The sequence below is a fragment of the Streptomyces sp. HB132 genome (genome assembly GCF_016909575.1).
Lineage (GTDB): Bacteria > Actinomycetota > Actinomycetes > Streptomycetales > Streptomycetaceae > Streptomyces.
Genome location: NZ_JAFBGA010000021.1, coordinates 1 through 16,087 on the forward strand (window position 1 = coordinate 1; position 16,087 = coordinate 16,087).

Consider the following 16,087-nt stretch of genomic DNA (forward strand, 5'->3'; position numbering starts at 1 on the left):
ACTCGGGGGTTGGAGCTGGATCTGTTCGTGGTGTTCTCGTCGGCGGCGGGGGTGTTCGGTACTCCGGGGCAGGCGAATTATGCGGCGGCCAATGCCTTTGTGGACGCGTTGGTGTCGGAGCGGCGGGCGGGTGGTCTGCCGGGTCATTCGTTGTCGTGGGGGTTGTGGGAGGAGACGAGTGGGCTGACGGCGTCCTTGGACGAGGGGGGCCGGGACCGGTTGAGTCGTGGTGGTGTTCGTGCGTTGAGCACGTCCGATGGGCTGGCACTCCTTGACCGTGCGTTGGCTTCGGACGAGGCTCATACGGTTCCCGTCGGGCTGGATCTCGCGAGCCTGCGGGAGGGTGGGTCTGTACCCGCGTTGTTGCAGGGGCTGGTACGCAAACCCCCACGCCGAACAGCCACGGCTGACGCGGGATCGCTGCGCGACAGGCTGCTGGCGCTTCCCGGGGCTGAGCGTGCGGACGTCCTGCTCGACGTGGTCCGCGAAAACGTCGCTGCCGTCCTGCGGTACGCCACGGCCACGGGGATCGCCCCCACCCAGTCCTTCGCCACGCTCGGATTCGACTCACTCACCGCCGTCGAACTGCGCAACCGGCTCGCCTCCGTCGTCGGCAGCAGGCTGCCCACCTCGCTCGTCTTCGACTACCCCACCCCCGTCCTGCTGAGCGGACATCTCCTCGGACTGCTCCTGCCGGCGACGGACCCGGCCGAGCGGAGCGCGGAGACGCTCGACCGGCTCGAGGCGATGCTCGCCGAGGAGTGGGACGGCGCCGAGGCCAGCAGGGTCACGGCCCGCCTGGAGACCCTGCTGGTGCGCTGGCGGGACCGGGCCAAGGCCGTCGTCGGCAGTGTGTCCGACGGTGACGACGACCTCGACTCGGCGACGGACGACGAAGTCCTCCGCTACATCGACGACGAACTCGGGCTCAGCTGATGGCCGCCGCGACCACGCGTGTGTGTCACTCCAAGAAAGGTTCTGAGCATGGCTGACAAGGTGCAGGTCGTCGAATACCTGAAGCGGGTGACGGCAGACCTGAAACGGACCAGGCAGCGTGTCCGGGACCTGGAGGACGCGCATCGCGAGCCGATGGCCATCGTGGGGATGAGCTGCCGGTTCCCCGGACACGCGGGCACCCCCGAAGCGTTCTGGGACTTCGTGCGGGACGGCGGTGATGCCATGGGCCGGTATCCGGACGACCGCGGATGGCTGCTGGACAACGAGCAGGACCCGGACGGGACGGAGCCCCTCAGGCAGGGCGGGTTCATCGACGCGGCCGCCGATTTCGACGCGGGTTTCTTCGGCATCTCCCCCCGCGAGGCCATGGAGATGGACCCGCAGCAACGCGTGCTGCTGGAAGCCTCCTGGGAAGCGTTCGAACGTGCCGGCATCGACCCGACGACCCTTCAGGGCAGCCGGACCGGAGTGTTCGTCGGAGTGAACGGTGCCGACTACGGGGCCCTGCTCAACCATTCCCGGCACGAGTCGCACGGATATGTGCTGACCGGCACCGCGTCGAGCGTGGTCTCGGGCCGCGTCGCCTTCACCTACGGCTTCGAAGGGCCCGCGGTCACGGTCGACACCGCGTGTTCTTCGTCGCTGGTGGCGCTGCACCTCGCCGCTCAGGCGCTGAGGGCCGGTGACTGCCCGCTCGCGGTGGTGAGCGGGGTGACCGTGATGTCGACCCCCGGCGTGTTCGCGGAGTTCGGCAAACAGCGCGGGCTGGCGGCCGACGGCCGGTGCAAGGCGTTCGCCGCCTCGGCCGACGGCACGGCCTGGGGCGAGGGCGTCGGCGTGCTGCTTGTGGAGCGGCTGTCGGACGCGCGCCGCAACGGTCACCGCGTCCTCGCCGTGGTGAAGGGCTCCGCCGTGAACCAGGACGGCGCGTCGAACGGGCTGACCGCGCCGAACGGCCCCTCCCAGCAACGTGTGATCAGGGACGCGCTGGCCAACGCCGGAGTCGCGTCGAGTGACGTGGACGTGGTGGAGGCGCACGGTACGGGGACGTCGCTGGGCGATCCGATCGAGGCGCAGGCGCTCCTCGCGACGTACGGGCAGGGGCGCCCGGACGGGCGGCCGGTGCTGCTGGGCTCGGTGAAGTCCAACATCGGGCACACCCAGGCTGCGGCGGGCGTCGCCGGGATCATCAAGATGGTCCTGGCACTGCGGCATCAGGAGGTGCCGCCGACCCTGCACGTGGACGAGCCCAGCCCGCACATCGACTGGTCGTCCGGCGCCGTCGAGCTGGCGACCGAGGCAATGCCCTGGCCGGAGACGGACAGGCCGCGCCGCGCGGCCGTGTCGTCCTTCGGGATCAGCGGCACCAACGCCCACGTCATCCTGGAAGAGGCCCTGGAAGAACCCGTCGCCGGCGAACCGGTCGCGGCGGGCGGGGTCCTGCCCTGGGTGCTCTCCGCCAAGACGGCCGACGCCCTGCGGGGCCAGGCGGAACGGCTCCGCGACTACGCCGGTGTGGCCAGGGAGAACGCTGCCACGGCCCAGGACGCCGGCGCGGTCGCCATGGAACTGGCCTCCTCCCGGGCGGCGTTCGACCACCGCGCGGTGGTCCTCGGCGAGGACTTCGAAGGGTTCGAGCAGCTGCTGGGCACGCTGGCGGGCCAGGACCGGGCGGCAACCGGACGGCACATGGTGTCGGCCGCGGTGCGCCCCGGAGCCAAGGTGGCCTTCGTCTTCGCCGGGCAGGGAGCCCAGTGGGCGGGCATGGGCCGACAGTGGCACGACGAACTCCCCGCCTTCGCAGCGGCGTTCGACGCGGTGTGCGAGGAGGCCGACAGAGGGCTCGAGGTCCCGCTGGCGGACGTCGTCCTCGCCCCGGAGCACTCCGCCCACGCGAACCTGATCGACCGGACCGAGTACACCCAGGTCGCCATGTTCGCGATCGAGGTCGCGCTGTTCCGCACGCTGGAAGCCTGGGGGGTGCGCCCGGACGTCGTGATGGGCCACTCGATCGGAGAGATCGCCGCGGCCCACGTGGCCGGGGTGCTGTCGCTGTCCGACGCCGTGAGGCTGACGGTCGCCCGCGGCAGGCTCATGCAGCAACTGCCCGACGGCGGGACCATGCTGGCGGTCGAAGCCGGTGAGGCCGAGGTCGAGGAGTGGCTTCGGAGCACCTCCGGGCGCCAGGTGTCGATCGCGGCGGTGAACGGCCCGACGGCCGTCGTCGTCTCGGGCGCGGCCGATGACGTGCGGAGCCTCGCCGAGGCCGCCGAACGGGCCGGGCGCCGTACCCGCGGGCTGCGGGTCAGCCACGCCTTCCACTCACCGCTCATGGAGCCGATGCTCGCCGAGTTCCACACCGTCCTCGACGGGCTGGCCTGGGCGCCGCCGACGATCCCCATGGTGTCCACAGTCACCGGCGCCGCGGTGTCCACGGAGGAGCTGACCTCACCGGGGTACTGGGTACGCCACGCGCGCGAGGCGGTCCGGTTCCAGGACGCCGTCCGTTCCCTGGAGGGACGCGTCGACGCCTTCCTCGAACTCGGCCCGCACACGGTGCTGACCAGGCAGATCGAGGACAGTCTGCGCGAAGGGGAGCCGGTCGTCACCTCGGTCGCCCACCGGGAACGGCCCCAGGTCGCGAGTCTGCTGCGCGCCGTGGGGACGCTGTGGACCCGGGGGATCGACGTGGACTGGGCCTCTGTGCTGCCCGCTCCGGCAGGCCGGCCCGACCTGCCCACCTACGCCTTCGAACGGCAGCGCTTCTGGCCCCGGATGTCGCCGCGCGGCCTCGCCGGTGACGCTGCGGCTGCCGGCCTCACCGGTATCGAACACCCGCTGTTGGGCGCGGCGGTCAGCGTGGCGCAGGGCGACACAGTCGTCCTCACCGGGCGGCTCTCCCTCGCGACGCACCCCTGGCTGGCCGACCACGCCGTGCTGGGCGCAGTGCTGTTACCGGGTACCGCCTTCGTGGAACTGGCCCTGCGCGCCGGACAGGACGTGGGACTCGGGCAGCTGGCTGACCTGACGCTGGAGACTCCGCTGGTGCTCGAGGCATCGGGCGCCACCCAGATCCAGGTGATCGTGGAGCAGGCCGACTCCACCGGTTGCCGGTCGCTCACCATCCACTCGCGCCCCGAACCCGCCGCCGACGCCACAGGGCCCGGATCGGTGGAGTGGACCCGACACGCTCGCGCCGTGATCGAGGCACTGCCCAACGGACCGAACGTCACCGACTTCGGTGCGGTGACCGGGACCGTCTGGCCGCCGCGGGGTGCCACCGGCATCGACATCGAGGACTTCTACCCGGCGCTGGCCCGCCAGTCCTACGCCTACGGCCCTACGTTCCAGGGACTGCGCGCCGTCTGGCGGCGCGGTGACGACGTCTTCGCCGAGGTGGCCCTGCCCGACGGCGCGACGGCCGACGCATTCGGAATCCACCCGGCACTGCTGGACGCGGCGCTGCACACGGTCGGGCTCGGCGTGCTGCCCGACGAGGCAGGCGATGCGGCGAGACTGCCGTTCACGTGGTCCGGAGTGCGGCTGTGGGCGAGCGGTGCACGGTCGGTCAGGGTCTGGCTGTCGGCCGCCGGTACCGCGGCGGTCCGGGTCCGGGCCGCCGACGAGGCCGGTGCCCCGGTCATGGGGATCGACGAACTGGTGTTGCGCCCGGCGTCGACGGCCCGGGTCGCGCGGCCCGTGGTGGCGGAGTCGCTGTTCATACCGCGGTGGGAGCGGTGGGAGCAGGCAGCCACGCCCGGCGGGAAGCCACCGCTGCTGTGGGCCGACGGCGTGAGTGCCGCCGACCTCGCGGCCGAGGAGCCGGATCTCGTGCTGCTGGACGGCGCGAGCCGGTCGGGATCCGGCCGGCACATGCCGGATCAGGCCCTGGAAGCGGTGACCACCGTGCTGGAACGGGTGCGGGAGTGGCTGACGCACGACGGTCTCGCGAGTGCGCTGCTGGTCGTGCTGACCCGGGGCGGGACCCGGGTGACCGCCGCTGACGGCATCGATCCGGCGCAGGCGTCGACGCACGGACTGGTGCGCTCGGCGTGCTCGGAGCACCCGGACCGGTTCGTGCTGCTCGACACCGACACCGACGAGGTGCCGGTGGCCCCGCTGCGAGCGGCGATCGAGGCGGGCGAGACGGAGATCGCCGTCCGCGGCGGCGCGGTGTTCGTACCCCGGCTGGTCCGTGGCGCCGTACCCGCCCAGGCTTCGACCGCTCCCCGGCCGGGCGGCGGCACGGTGCTCGTCACCGGCGGCACCGGCGTCATGGGCTCCGCCGTCGCCCGGCACCTCGTCACCGCGCACGGAGTCACCGACCTGGTGCTGGCCGGCCGTCGTGGCCCCGACGCCCCCGACGCCGCCGAGCAGGCCGAACGGCTGCGGGAACTCGGTGCCACCGTGCGGCTGGAGGCCTGCGACGTCGGCGACAGGGACGCGGTCGCGGAACTGCTGGCGGGGATCCCCGGCCTCCGTGGCGTGGTGCACGCGGCCGGGGTCCTGGACGACGGGGTGATCACGTCGCAGACGCCGGAGCGCGTGGCGACGGTCTTCCGGCCGAAGGCCGCCGCCGCGTGGCACCTTCACGAACTGACCCGGGACATGGACCTCGACCTGTTCGTGATGTTCTCCTCCGCCGCCGGGATCTTCGGCTCCCCGGGGCAGGCCAACTACGCCGCCGCCAACAGCTTCCTCGACGCGCTGGCCCGGCACCGTCACGCCGAGGGCCTGCCCGCCCACTCGCTGGCCTGGGGACTCTGGGCCGAAACCAGCGCGATGACCGGCACCCTGAGCGACACCGACCTAGGCCGGATCAACCGCAGCGGTCTGCGGGCGTTCTCCGAGGAGGAGGGACTGGCGCTGTTCGACGCCGCGACCCGGTTGTCCGAACCGGTCGTCCTCCCGGTACGCCTCGACCTGCGTGGCCGGAACGACCCGCCCCCACTGCTGCGCGGGCTGGTCACCGCCCCCCGGCGCAAGGCGTCCGCCGGCTCCGGCGCGCCGGCCGAGCAGGGCTGGCATGACCGGCTGACGGGACTGACGGCCGCCGAACGCTCCCACACACTGGTCGAGTTGGTGCGCGGACACGTAGCCGCGGTGCTGGGCCACGCCACTGCCACCGACATCGGGCCCGAGCAGTCCTTCGCCACGCTCGGCTTCGACTCCCTGACGGCCGTGGAACTGCGTAACCAACTGGCCGCGATCACCGGTGTGCGGCTGCCCACGACCCTCGTTTTCGACTACCCCAGTCCGGAGGCGCTGGCCGGGTTCCTCGGCTCGGTCCTGGTCGGTCGGGAGGAGACGGGGGAGCGGGCGGAGCGGCCGGCCGTGACGGCCGACGAGCCGATCGCGATCATCGGTATGAGCTGTCGGTATCCGGGCGACGTGGGCTCCCCGGAGGACCTGTGGGACCTGGTGGTCGACAACCGTGAGGGCATCGCCGGATTTCCCACCGACCGCGGCTGGGACCTGGAGGCCCTCTACGACGCCGACGGCACCACCCCGGGCACGACCTATGTGCGGGAGAGCGGCTTCCTCTACGGCGCGGCCGACTTCGACGCGGGCTTCTTCGGCGTCGGGCCCCGAGAGGCACTGGCGATGGATCCGCAGCACCGGCTGCTGCTGGAGCTCTCCTGGGAGGTGCTGGAGCGGGCCGGCCTCGAGACGACGAGCCTGCGGGGCAGCAGCACAGGTGTCTTCTCGGGTCTGATGCACCACGACTACGTGGCCCGGCTGCAGTCGGTCCCCGAAGAGGTCGCGGGGTATCTGAGCAACGGGAACGCGGGCAGCGTGGCGTCGGGCCGGGTGGCCTACACGTTCGGCTTCGAAGGGCCTGCGGTGACCGTCGACACGGCGTGCTCCTCGTCGCTGGTCGCGCTGGACATGGCCGTGTCGGCGCTGCAGCGAGGATCCTGCGACCTGGCGCTCGCGGGAGGAGTCGCCGTCGTCTCGACCCCGGCGGCGTTCACCGAGTTCACCATGCAGCGCGGACTGGCGGCCGACGGCCGCTGCAAGGCGTTCGCCGGCTCGGCGGACGGCACGGCCTGGAGCGAGGGCGTCGGGGTGCTCCTGGTGGAGCGGCTGTCCGACGCGCGCCGCAACGGTCACCGCGTCCTGGCCGTGGTGCGGGGTTCGGCGGTCAACCAGGACGGTGCGTCCAACGGGATGACCGCGCCCAACGGCCCCTCCCAGCAACGGGTCATCCGCCAGGCGCTGGCCAACGCCGGACTGGCTCCGTCCGACGTGGACGTGGTGGAGGCACACGGCACCGGCACGACGCTGGGCGATCCGATCGAGGCCCAGGCGCTGATCGCGACGTACGGGCAGGACCGGCCGAGGGAGCGGCCGGTCCTGCTGGGGTCCGTCAAGTCGAACCTCGGGCACACCCAGGCCGCCGCGGGCGTGGCCGGCATCATCAAGATGGTCATGGCGATGCGGCACGGCACGGTGCCCGCCACGCTGCACGTGGACGAGCCGAGCCCGCACGTCGACTGGTCGGCGGGCGCAGTCGAGCTGGCGACCGAGGCGCTGCCGTGGCCGGAGACGGACAGGCCGCGCCGCGCGGCCGTGTCGTCCTTCGGTATCAGCGGCACCAACGCGCACGTCATCCTGGAACAGGCCCCGGATGAGACCCGGGCCGCCGGTCCGGTCGCGGAGCCGGTCATCGCCGGAGGCGCCCGGCCGTGGGTGCTGTCGGCGAAGTCTGCCACCGCCCTGCGCGGCCAGGCGGAGCGACTGCGGGAGTTCACGCTCGGTCCGGTGGGCGCCGGGGCGCCGGTGAACGACGTCGCGGGCGCGCTGGCGGGTTCCCGCACGGTGTTCGGCCACCGAGCGGTGGTGCTCGCCGCCGACCGCGCCGGATTCACCGAAGGGCTCGCCGTCCTCTCGGGTACGGGTTCCGGCGGCACGACGGAAGTGGTGCAAGGGGTGGCGCGGCCCGGTGCGAAGGTCGCGTTCGTCTTCCCGGGCGGGCAGCCGGCGTGGGCGGGCGTGGCGACCGGGCTGCTGGACTCCTCCCCGGTCTTCGCCGAGTCCCTGGCGCAGTGCGCGGAAGCACTTGCTCCGCACACCGGCTGGGATCTGCTCGACGTCCTCCGTGACCGGCCGGCCACGCTGGAGGACCCGGGCACGGCCCGGCCGGTGAGCTGGGCCGTCATGGTCGCGCTGGCCGCGCTTTGGCGTTCGGTCGGTGTGACCCCCGCCGCCGTGGTCGGCCTGGCCGAGGGAGAGATCTCCGCCGCCTGCGTGGCCGGCACCGTCTCACTGGCCGACGGGGCGGCCCTGGTCTCGTCCCCGCTCGCGCCGTCGCCCCTCGGGGCGCAGGCTCTTCCCCCGAGCGGTTCCCTCCCCGTCCACGCGGCGACCGCCGCTGACGCGGACCGGGGGAGCGAGGGCGGACCGCCGCCACTCACCGAGGTGCTGGACCTGCTGTTCGGGGAGGGTGTGGACACCTTCGTCGAGGTCAGCCCGCACCCCGTTACCACGGCCGTCGTCGAGGAAGCGGCAGCCGCCGCCGGACGCGAGGTGGTCGTGGTCGGTTCCCTGCTGCGTGGCCAGGACGAGCGGACCGCGCTGGTGCGGTCCGCCGCGGTGCTCTGGTCGGGCGGGGTGGGCGTGGACTGGCCGCTGCTGGTGCCCCCGCCCGGGAACGCGGTCGACTTGCCGACGTACGCCTTCCAGCACAAGCGCTACTGGCTGGATGCCCCCGAGGCCCCCGGCGACGGCCAGGCCCGGAAGCCCGCCGCGCGTGAGCTGCCACGGTCCGAGCCGGCGGAGGACGTCCTCGCCCTGGTGCGGGAGGCCGCTCCGGACAAGCGCCGTCGGCTGCTGGAAGACGTCATCCGGACCGAGGTCGCCGCCGTCCTGAGCCACGAGGACGCCGGGGACATCGCCCTGGACATCGAGTTCCTCCACCTCGGGGTCGATTCACTCGCGGGCCTCATCCTGCGCGACCGGCTCGAGGAACTGCTGGAGGTGGAGCTCGGGGCGACGGCGATGTTCGACCATCCGACCACGGCCCGGCTCGCGGGCCGGCTGGCGGAACTCGTCGGGGACGGGGCGGTGGAGGCCGTCAAGGCGCCGGCGGCTCCCGGGGCCTTCGACAGCATCGAGGCGCTCTACCGGGAGTCGTACGCCCTCGGGCAGGCAGGGTCCGCGGGCATGGACCTCGTCCAGGCGGCGGCGCGGATCCGGCCTTCCTTCACCACCGGGAGTGCTGCCGAGCACGTCCAGCCCCCCGTCCGGCTGTCCCGGGGGGACGGCAGCCGGGCAGCCCTGATCTGCCTGCCGGCCATCACGGCCACCGCCGGGCCGGTGCAGTACGCAAAGCTGTCGCAACGGGTGCAGAGCGGACGAGAGGTCGTCGTGCTGACCAACCCCGGTTACGCGGAAGGGCAGTTGGTTCCCGAGACCTTCGAGAGCTTCATCGAGCAGCGGATAGCGGCGTTGCGCGCGTCCGTCGGAACGGACCGCTTCGTACTTCTCGGTCACTCGGCGGGCGGGCTGATCGCCCACGCCATGGCGATGCGGGCCGAGCAGGTGGGGCTCGCCCCCTCCGGGGTCGTGCTCATCGACACGTTCCAGGCGGGCGACCGGTTCTCCCAGAAGACGACCAACGCGATGATGGACGGCCTGTTCGCCCGCGAACACCTCCTCGGTTCCGATGCGTTGAGTGGCGTCCGGCTGACGGCCATGGGGCGCTACCACACGCTGATGGCCGAGTGCGAGATCGCCCCGATCGAGAGCCCGACCCTCTTCCTGCGCGCGGCCGACCCTCTGCCGCACCAAGCCGAAGGTCCCGACGGCGACGGTTCGGCCGAGGGTGACTGGCGGCCTTCGTGGCCCTTCCGGCACACGCTCGCCACCACGCCCGGCGACCACTTCACGATCATGGAGGACAACATTGCCGTGACAACCGAAGCCATCGAGCGGTGGCTTACCGACCAGGGGATCTGACCCCCTCCGTCCGCACCACGCCCGCAATCCGGCACGCCAGCCTGTGAAGGACAGTAATGATCATTCTTGGATACAACGGCTTCTCCCGAATCGCCGAGCTCTTCGGCAAGCACTACGGCTACACCGCTGACAGCGTCGACCGGCACAGCTTCCTCGGCCACGACGCGGCGGCCGCCCTGTTCATCGACGGCGAGCTGGTGGCCGCCGTGGAGGAGGAGCGGATGAACCGGCAGAAGAAGACGACGGCCTTCCCCGTCAACGCCATGAACTGGTGCCTTGAGAAGGCCGGGATCACCTACGAGGACGTGGACCGCTTCGCGTTCGGATGGAACTTCTCCGAGGAGTTCGCCGACACGGCCATCAAGGCCATCGCCAACGCTCCGATACCCCCCGAGTACAAGTTCCAGACGCTGGGCTCCTTCGGTGAGATCTACACCGGAGCGTTCAGCCGCCCCGCGCTGATCGAGGACTTCACGCGCAGCACCGGATTCGCCCTGCCGGACGAGAAGCTGATCACCGTTCCGCACCACCGGGCGCATCTGGCCTGCGGCCGGTTGTTCGCCGGGTTCGAGGACGCGGCCTTCTTCATCAGCGACGGCCAGTCCGAGAAGGACAGCGCGATCATGGGCGAGGTGCGTGACGGCAAGGTCGAGGTCTTCGACCAGTACACCATCGACTCCGCCAACTCGATCGCCCAGCTGTTCGCCGAGGTCACCCGCTACCTCGGATTCACCCCCAACAACGACGAGTACAAGGTCATGGGCCTGGCCGGTTTCGGTACGCCGGTGGAGCAGAACCCGTTCCTTGACCGGATCGTCACCCTTGAGGAGGCCGGCAGGTATTCACTGGTCCTGGCGCACGACCCGCGTGGCCCCCGGGCCTACCACGGCCTGTTCGACGAGATGTTCGACGGTAATGACGGCAACCGCAACGACTTCGAGTTCCGGTTCAAGGTCGCCCGAGCCGCCCAGCACATGGTCGAGGTGGTGACCGAGCACCAGCTGCGCGCGCTCGCCGAGGCCACCGACCTCCGCGACCTGATCTTCGAGGGCGGGCTTGCACTGAACTGCGTCAACAACACCAAGCTGTTCGAGAACCTGCCCTTCGAGCGGGTCGAGGTCAGCTTCGGCGCCAGCGACCCGGGTGTCTCCATCGGAGCCGCGGCACACGCCGCCGTGGCCGAATCCGAAAAGCTCGCACCCGCCGGGTCGCCCTACCTCGGTCCGGAGTACGGCACCGAGGAGATACGCACGACGCTGGGCGGGTACGAATCTTCGGTCACCTGGCAGGAGATGCCGACCGACGAGATCGTGAAGAAGACCGCGGAACTGCTGCAGGACCGGACCGTCATCGCCTGGTTCCAGGGCCGCACCGAGTACGGCCCCCGGGCGCTCGGCAACCGGAGCATTCTCGCCAACCCCGCACACGCGGACATGAAGGACATCATCAACACCCGGGTCAAGCACCGGGAGGAGTTCCGGCCGTTCGCCCCGATCGTGCTGGAGGAGGACGCGGCGCGGGTGTTCGAGCTGGGCAAGAAGGAGCGCTCGCCCTACATGACCTTCGTCTTCCCGGTGCGGCCCGAATTCCAGGACAAGATCGCGGCAGCCACGCATGTGGACGCCACCTCGCGGATCCAGACGGTGACCGAGGACGGCAACCCGCTGCTGGCCGAGCTCCTGCGCGAGTTCACCGCCCGTACGGGAGTGCCCTGCCTGGTGAACACCTCGTTCAACGTCGCGGGCGAACCGATCGTCTGCTCGCCGAAGGACGCGGTCGAGTGCTTCCTGGGTACCGACATCGACCACCTGGTCATCGGTGACTTCCTGGTCTCCAAGCGATGAGCGGGCCAAGAGCGGGGGACACCGTGCCCGGGCAGGGCGTCGTGTGGCGCACCCGCGGGGCGCTCCTGCTGGAGGCGGTGGGTGCCGTGGCGACCGTCGCCTCGGTGATCGCCGTCGTCGAGGTCTGCCGGGAGCTGCTCACCGGGAACGCGACCGAGAGCCGCCTGCTGTGGCTGGTGGTCACCGCCGCCGGCGCGGCGGTGACCGGGCTCACCGTGCAGACGGCGGGCCGGTTACTGAGCCGGGAGGCGGCCGTCCGCAGCCAGGAGTTCTATCGTGCCGGGGTAGCCTCCCGGCTGCGCGGCGACCCCGACGCCAGGCCGCTGCACAAGGCATGGCAGGCGCACGGCACCGCCTTGGGCCGCGACCTCGTCGCGGCCGGGCTGATGGTCGGCCGAGCCGGCTCGGAACTCCTGTCGGCCGTCCTGCTGTCCGTGCTGTCGATCGGATACCTGTTCTGGGTGGACTGGCGGATGGCGCTGGTCACGCTGACCCCCATCCTGCTGGGATTCGTCACCTTCGGCGTCATCTCCGCCCGCTTCTTCCGCGAGATGAAGGACGACTACGAATCGAGCATCGGCGCCGTCAACGTCGTGGGCCCGCGGATCGGCCTGGACGCGAGGATCAACCGCGCCGGCTCGCGGGGCCGCACAGCTGCCGAGACCAGGGAATCCGCCCTCCGGCTGGCCGATGTCACCGACGAGTTCAGCGGTTTCTTCATCACACGCATCGGCACCCTGCTGGGCGGAAGGGCACTCGCCGAGATCGCCTTCTCACCCCTGACCGTCCTCGTCTTCGTCCTCGTCGGAGGCGTGCCCATGGTCCGGGCGGGCTGGCTCGCGCCGGCCGACCTGGTCCCGTTCGTGCTGGTGGGGGCCGGACTGGCGGCACCGTTGCTGGCCATCACCTACGCGGCGGAGGAGGCCGGCGAAGGCAAGAAGGCGACGACGCAGCTGACCGCGTTCGCCACCGGCGCCAAGGCGGCGCCCGATGCGGAGGAGACTCCGCCGGAGCTGCCCGACCGGGGGGTGCTGACGGTCGTCGAACCCGAACCCGGGGCCGCGGACCGGTTGATCGACCGGATCGCCGCCGGCGTGCCCCACGAGCGGTTCGCGGCGGTGGGGGCGGAACCGGCAGTCGTGATCGGACCGGTCCTCGCGTACATCACCGCCGACTGCCCGGACGGCCGCTTGGAGGAGGCGGAGCGTGCGGCCAGGATCGCCGGGGTGCACGACGTGATCTCGTCGCTCCCCCGTGGGTACGCCTCGGTCGTGGGTGCCGAGGCTTCGCTGTCACGTCCGGAGCTTCAGCGCATCGCGCTGGCGAGGGTGCTCGCCGGGAACCGCGACACAATCCTGCTCGACGAGCGGGCCTTCCCCGGCGACCCGGACGTGCTCAGGGCGGCGGTGGAGGACCTGCGCGAGCGGGCGGCCGTGGTCGTCGTGTCCGCCGGGGCGCCCGGGACCATCGCGGCGGATCTCGCCCTGACGACCGCCGGGCACCCTGCCCGGACCTCAGCACCATCCGGGGAGCCCAGCCGATGAGACCCGTACTGAACCGCTTCCTGTCCCTGTCCGGCTCCGGCCGCCAGCAGGTGGTGGCCCTGATGCTGTTCCTCGTCCTGGGCGCGGTCACCCAGGGCATCGCCTTCGCCCTCGTCGTGCCGATCACCGACGGCGTCTTCGCCCGGAGCGGTCCGGTGCCCTGGGGGTGGATCGCCACCCTGGTGGCCATCGCCGCCGTACAAGCGGTCCTGCACCACCGGAGCGTGCCGATGGGCAACCGGCTGGGCGCCGACCTGGTCACCACTCTGCACCGGGCCGTCGCCGAGCGGGCGTCGGTGCTGCCCGCCAGGTCCCTCGGCCCGGCCCACGCCGACCGGATCGCCTCACTGGACGGCACGGCGGTGGTCGTGCTGATGGGTCTGCCCGCGCACGTCCTGCGCCCGCTGGTGGCCGCGGTCGCCACCCCGCTGACGGTGATCCTGATCACGGCGTTCGTCGAGATCCGCTTCGCGGCGGGGCTGGCTGTCGGTCTGGTCCTGATGGTGGCGGCCTCCTTCGGCGTGGTCCGGCTGCTCACCCGGACCGAGGAGACCGACAGCGCCGAGTGGCTCCGGCGGGTCTTCACACAGCCCGCCGCCGCGGAGCACGCCCCCGAGGCGGAGAACCGTGCTCCGTCGGCGCTCCCGCACGCGGTGGGGGAGGTGCTGCTGTGGCGCGTCGTCGAGATCGCGCTCTGCCCCGCCGTCGCGGCCTGCGTGGTGCTGACGACCACGGACGATCTGTCGCCCGGGACGGCCGTCGCCCTCGTCGTACTGGCGGTGCTGACCTTCCGCCCGGTCATGGAGGCGGCGCTGCTGAGCAGCACCGTCATGAAGTCCCGTGGGGTGCTGACCACGATCGGCAGACTGCTCGACGCCGGTGACGCCGAACCTCCCCGAGCCGACTGGCCGGAACACGGCGACATCGAGTTCGACGACGTCGGTCTGCTCGTCGGGCGGACGACGGTGCTCGCCGGAGTCTCGTTCCGGCTCCCCGCGGGCACCACCACGGTGATCACCGGCACTCCTGACGGCAACCGCCTGGTACTGGGCGACCTCCTGGCCGGAGACGTACGTCCGACCTCGGGGCAGGTGCGGATCGGAGGGGTGGACGTCGGCCTGATCGCCGCTTCCGAGACCGCCCGGCGCCTTTGCAGGGTCTCCCCGGCGGACCCCGCTCTCACCCGGGAGGAGGCGGCCCGGTTCCTCGGCTCCCCCGAGGGATCCGGGCTGCCGGATCTGCCGGGCGTGGCCGACGCGCTGGACCGACTGCGCGCAACGGTGTCCGCCCCCTCCGAGGACGTCGGCCCGCCGCTGTCCGGCCCCGACCTGTGGCGGCTCGCCCTGCTGCGCGCGGTCTCGGCCGACCCTGCCGCAGCCGTGGTGGACGCGACCGCCGGCGAGGACCTGTTCACCGGCGACCCGGAACTGGCGGAGCTGCTGTCGGCCTTCACCCGTGGCCGCACCTGCTGGCTGGTCCTCGGCGCCGGGCACACACCACCGCCCTGCGGAGCGTCCCTGACCGTGGACGGCTCCCACGTCTCCAGCGGCACACAGCACGGCATCACCTGGAAAGAAACCGAGATGCGGAGGAATTGACGATGACCACGGAACAGGTTGCGGGAGTGGACGTGCTGGTCCACGGGCTCCGCCGGTACGTCGAGTCGCTGCAGGTATCGGCCGGTGACTCGGTGGCGGTGCGCAGACTGATGAACGACCTCGACCGGCTGGAGCTGGACCTCGGGGACCTACGCCTCCCGCAGGACGCCGTTCCGCCGCAGTCGCCCGTGGAAAGGGGCGTCGAGGTGATCAGGGTTCCGGACGCCGTGGGCGATCCCGGGCAGTGGCACGGCGTGGACGACGAGGGCATCGGAGGTCACCGACGTCACCACGCGTGACCCCCCACAGCTGCGCGGACGGGGCCCCTCGGGCCCCGTCGCCGGCCTGCTCACCTCCGCACCCGCACACCTCCGACGGACGGATCACACACCCATGACCTCACCCACGTCTACGCAGGACCCGTGGATCCGGGCCTTCCACCCGGCTCCGCAGGCATCCCGCCGGCTGATCTGCTTCCCGCACGCGGGCGGCTCGGCCAGCTTCTACTTCCCCGTCTCGGCGGCGCTGGCCCCCGACGTGGACGTGCTTGCCGTGCAGTATCCGGGCAGGCAGGACCGCCGCCACGAGCCGGGCATCGTCGACATCGGCGTCATGGCGGACCAGGCGGCCGAGGCGCTGCTCCCGTACGCGGACCGGAGCCCGCTCACCCTCTTCGGTCACAGCATGGGAGCATGCGTGGCCTTCGAGGTGGCCCGCCGCCTGGAACAGGCCGGCCGGGGCCCGGACCACGTCTTCGCCTCCGGCCGCCGTGCTCCCTCCAGCTACCGCGACGAGACCGTGCACCAGCGCGACGACGACGGCATCGTGGCCGAGATGCGGGCGATGAGCGGCACCGATGCGCGGGTCCTGGGCGACGAGGAACTGCTGCGCATGGTGCTGCCCGCCATCCGCAGCGACTACCGGGCGGTCGAGACCTACCTTGCCGACCCCGGCGCCGCGGTGACCTGCCCTGTCACCGCCCTGACCGGGGACGCCGACCCCTGGACCACGCACGAGGAGGCCCGCGCGTGGGAGAAGCACACGACGGGCCCGTTCGAACTCAAGGTCTTCTCCGGAGGCCACTTCTACCTCAGCAGCCGCGCCCGCGAGGTCATGGCTGTCCTGGAGGACCATTTCGCCTCCGGAGGAGCACCCCGGTGAGGCGTCCACCGCCCGGCGCGTA

At 71.8% G+C, this 16,087-nt stretch carries 6 protein-coding genes and 2 pseudogenes; all 8 read left to right on the forward strand.

The window, feature by feature from the left end; genetic code table 11:
- Positions 1 to 9: 9 nt before the first annotated feature.
- Positions 10 to 162: pseudogene (locus JOC24_RS34300) on the forward strand (KR domain-containing protein); the annotation flags it as partial.
- A gap of 81 nt (positions 163 to 243) precedes the next feature.
- Positions 244 to 936: a phosphopantetheine-binding protein gene (locus JOC24_RS30205; protein ID WP_239581199.1), complete on the forward strand. Its 693-nt coding sequence runs from the start codon at positions 244 to 246 to the stop codon at positions 934 to 936.
- Between the two features lie 48 nt (positions 937 to 984).
- A pseudogene (locus JOC24_RS30210) lies at positions 985 to 9,918 on the forward strand (type I polyketide synthase); the annotation flags it as partial.
- A 56-nt stretch (positions 9,919 to 9,974) separates the two neighbouring features.
- The gene (locus tag JOC24_RS30215; RefSeq protein WP_205023614.1) at positions 9,975 to 11,762 is read left to right on the forward strand and encodes a carbamoyltransferase family protein; all 1,788 of its coding nucleotides are present in this window, start codon (positions 9,975 to 9,977) and stop codon (positions 11,760 to 11,762) included.
- Positions 11,759 to 13,306 carry an ABC transporter ATP-binding protein/permease gene (locus JOC24_RS30220; protein WP_205023615.1) on the forward strand — a complete coding sequence of 516 codons (1,548 nt, stop codon included), beginning with the start codon at positions 11,759 to 11,761 and terminating at the stop codon, positions 13,304 to 13,306. Before JOC24_RS30215 ends, JOC24_RS30220 begins: the two co-directional genes overlap by 4 nt.
- On the forward strand, positions 13,303 to 14,904 hold the full coding sequence (locus JOC24_RS30225; protein ID WP_205023616.1) for an ABC transporter ATP-binding protein: 1,602 nt from the start codon (positions 13,303 to 13,305) through the stop codon (positions 14,902 to 14,904). Before JOC24_RS30220 ends, JOC24_RS30225 begins: the two co-directional genes overlap by 4 nt.
- 2 nt (positions 14,905 to 14,906) lie before the next feature.
- Complete coding sequence (locus tag JOC24_RS30230) at positions 14,907 to 15,203, forward strand: hypothetical protein (RefSeq protein WP_205023617.1); 297 nt, start codon at positions 14,907 to 14,909, stop codon at positions 15,201 to 15,203.
- Between the two features lie 94 nt (positions 15,204 to 15,297).
- A complete protein-coding gene (locus tag JOC24_RS30235) occupies positions 15,298 to 16,065 on the forward strand; it encodes a thioesterase II family protein (RefSeq protein WP_205023618.1) in 768 nt (255 codons plus the stop codon).
- The last annotated feature ends 22 nt before the right edge of the window (positions 16,066 to 16,087 follow it).

Bases quoted from the DNA above. Each gene is read 5' to 3' on its own strand.
- JOC24_RS30215 (WP_205023614.1), top strand. From the start codon at position 9,975: ATGATCATTCTTGGATACAACGGCTTCTCCCGAATCGCCGAGCTCTTC.
- JOC24_RS30220 (WP_205023615.1), top strand. From the start codon at position 11,759: ATGAGCGGGCCAAGAGCGGGGGACACCGTGCCCGGGCAGGGCGTCGTG.
- JOC24_RS30225 (WP_205023616.1), top strand. From the start codon at position 13,303: ATGAGACCCGTACTGAACCGCTTCCTGTCCCTGTCCGGCTCCGGCCGC.
- JOC24_RS30230 (WP_205023617.1), top strand. From the start codon at position 14,907: ATGACCACGGAACAGGTTGCGGGAGTGGACGTGCTGGTCCACGGGCTC.
- JOC24_RS30235 (WP_205023618.1), top strand. From the start codon at position 15,298: ATGACCTCACCCACGTCTACGCAGGACCCGTGGATCCGGGCCTTCCAC.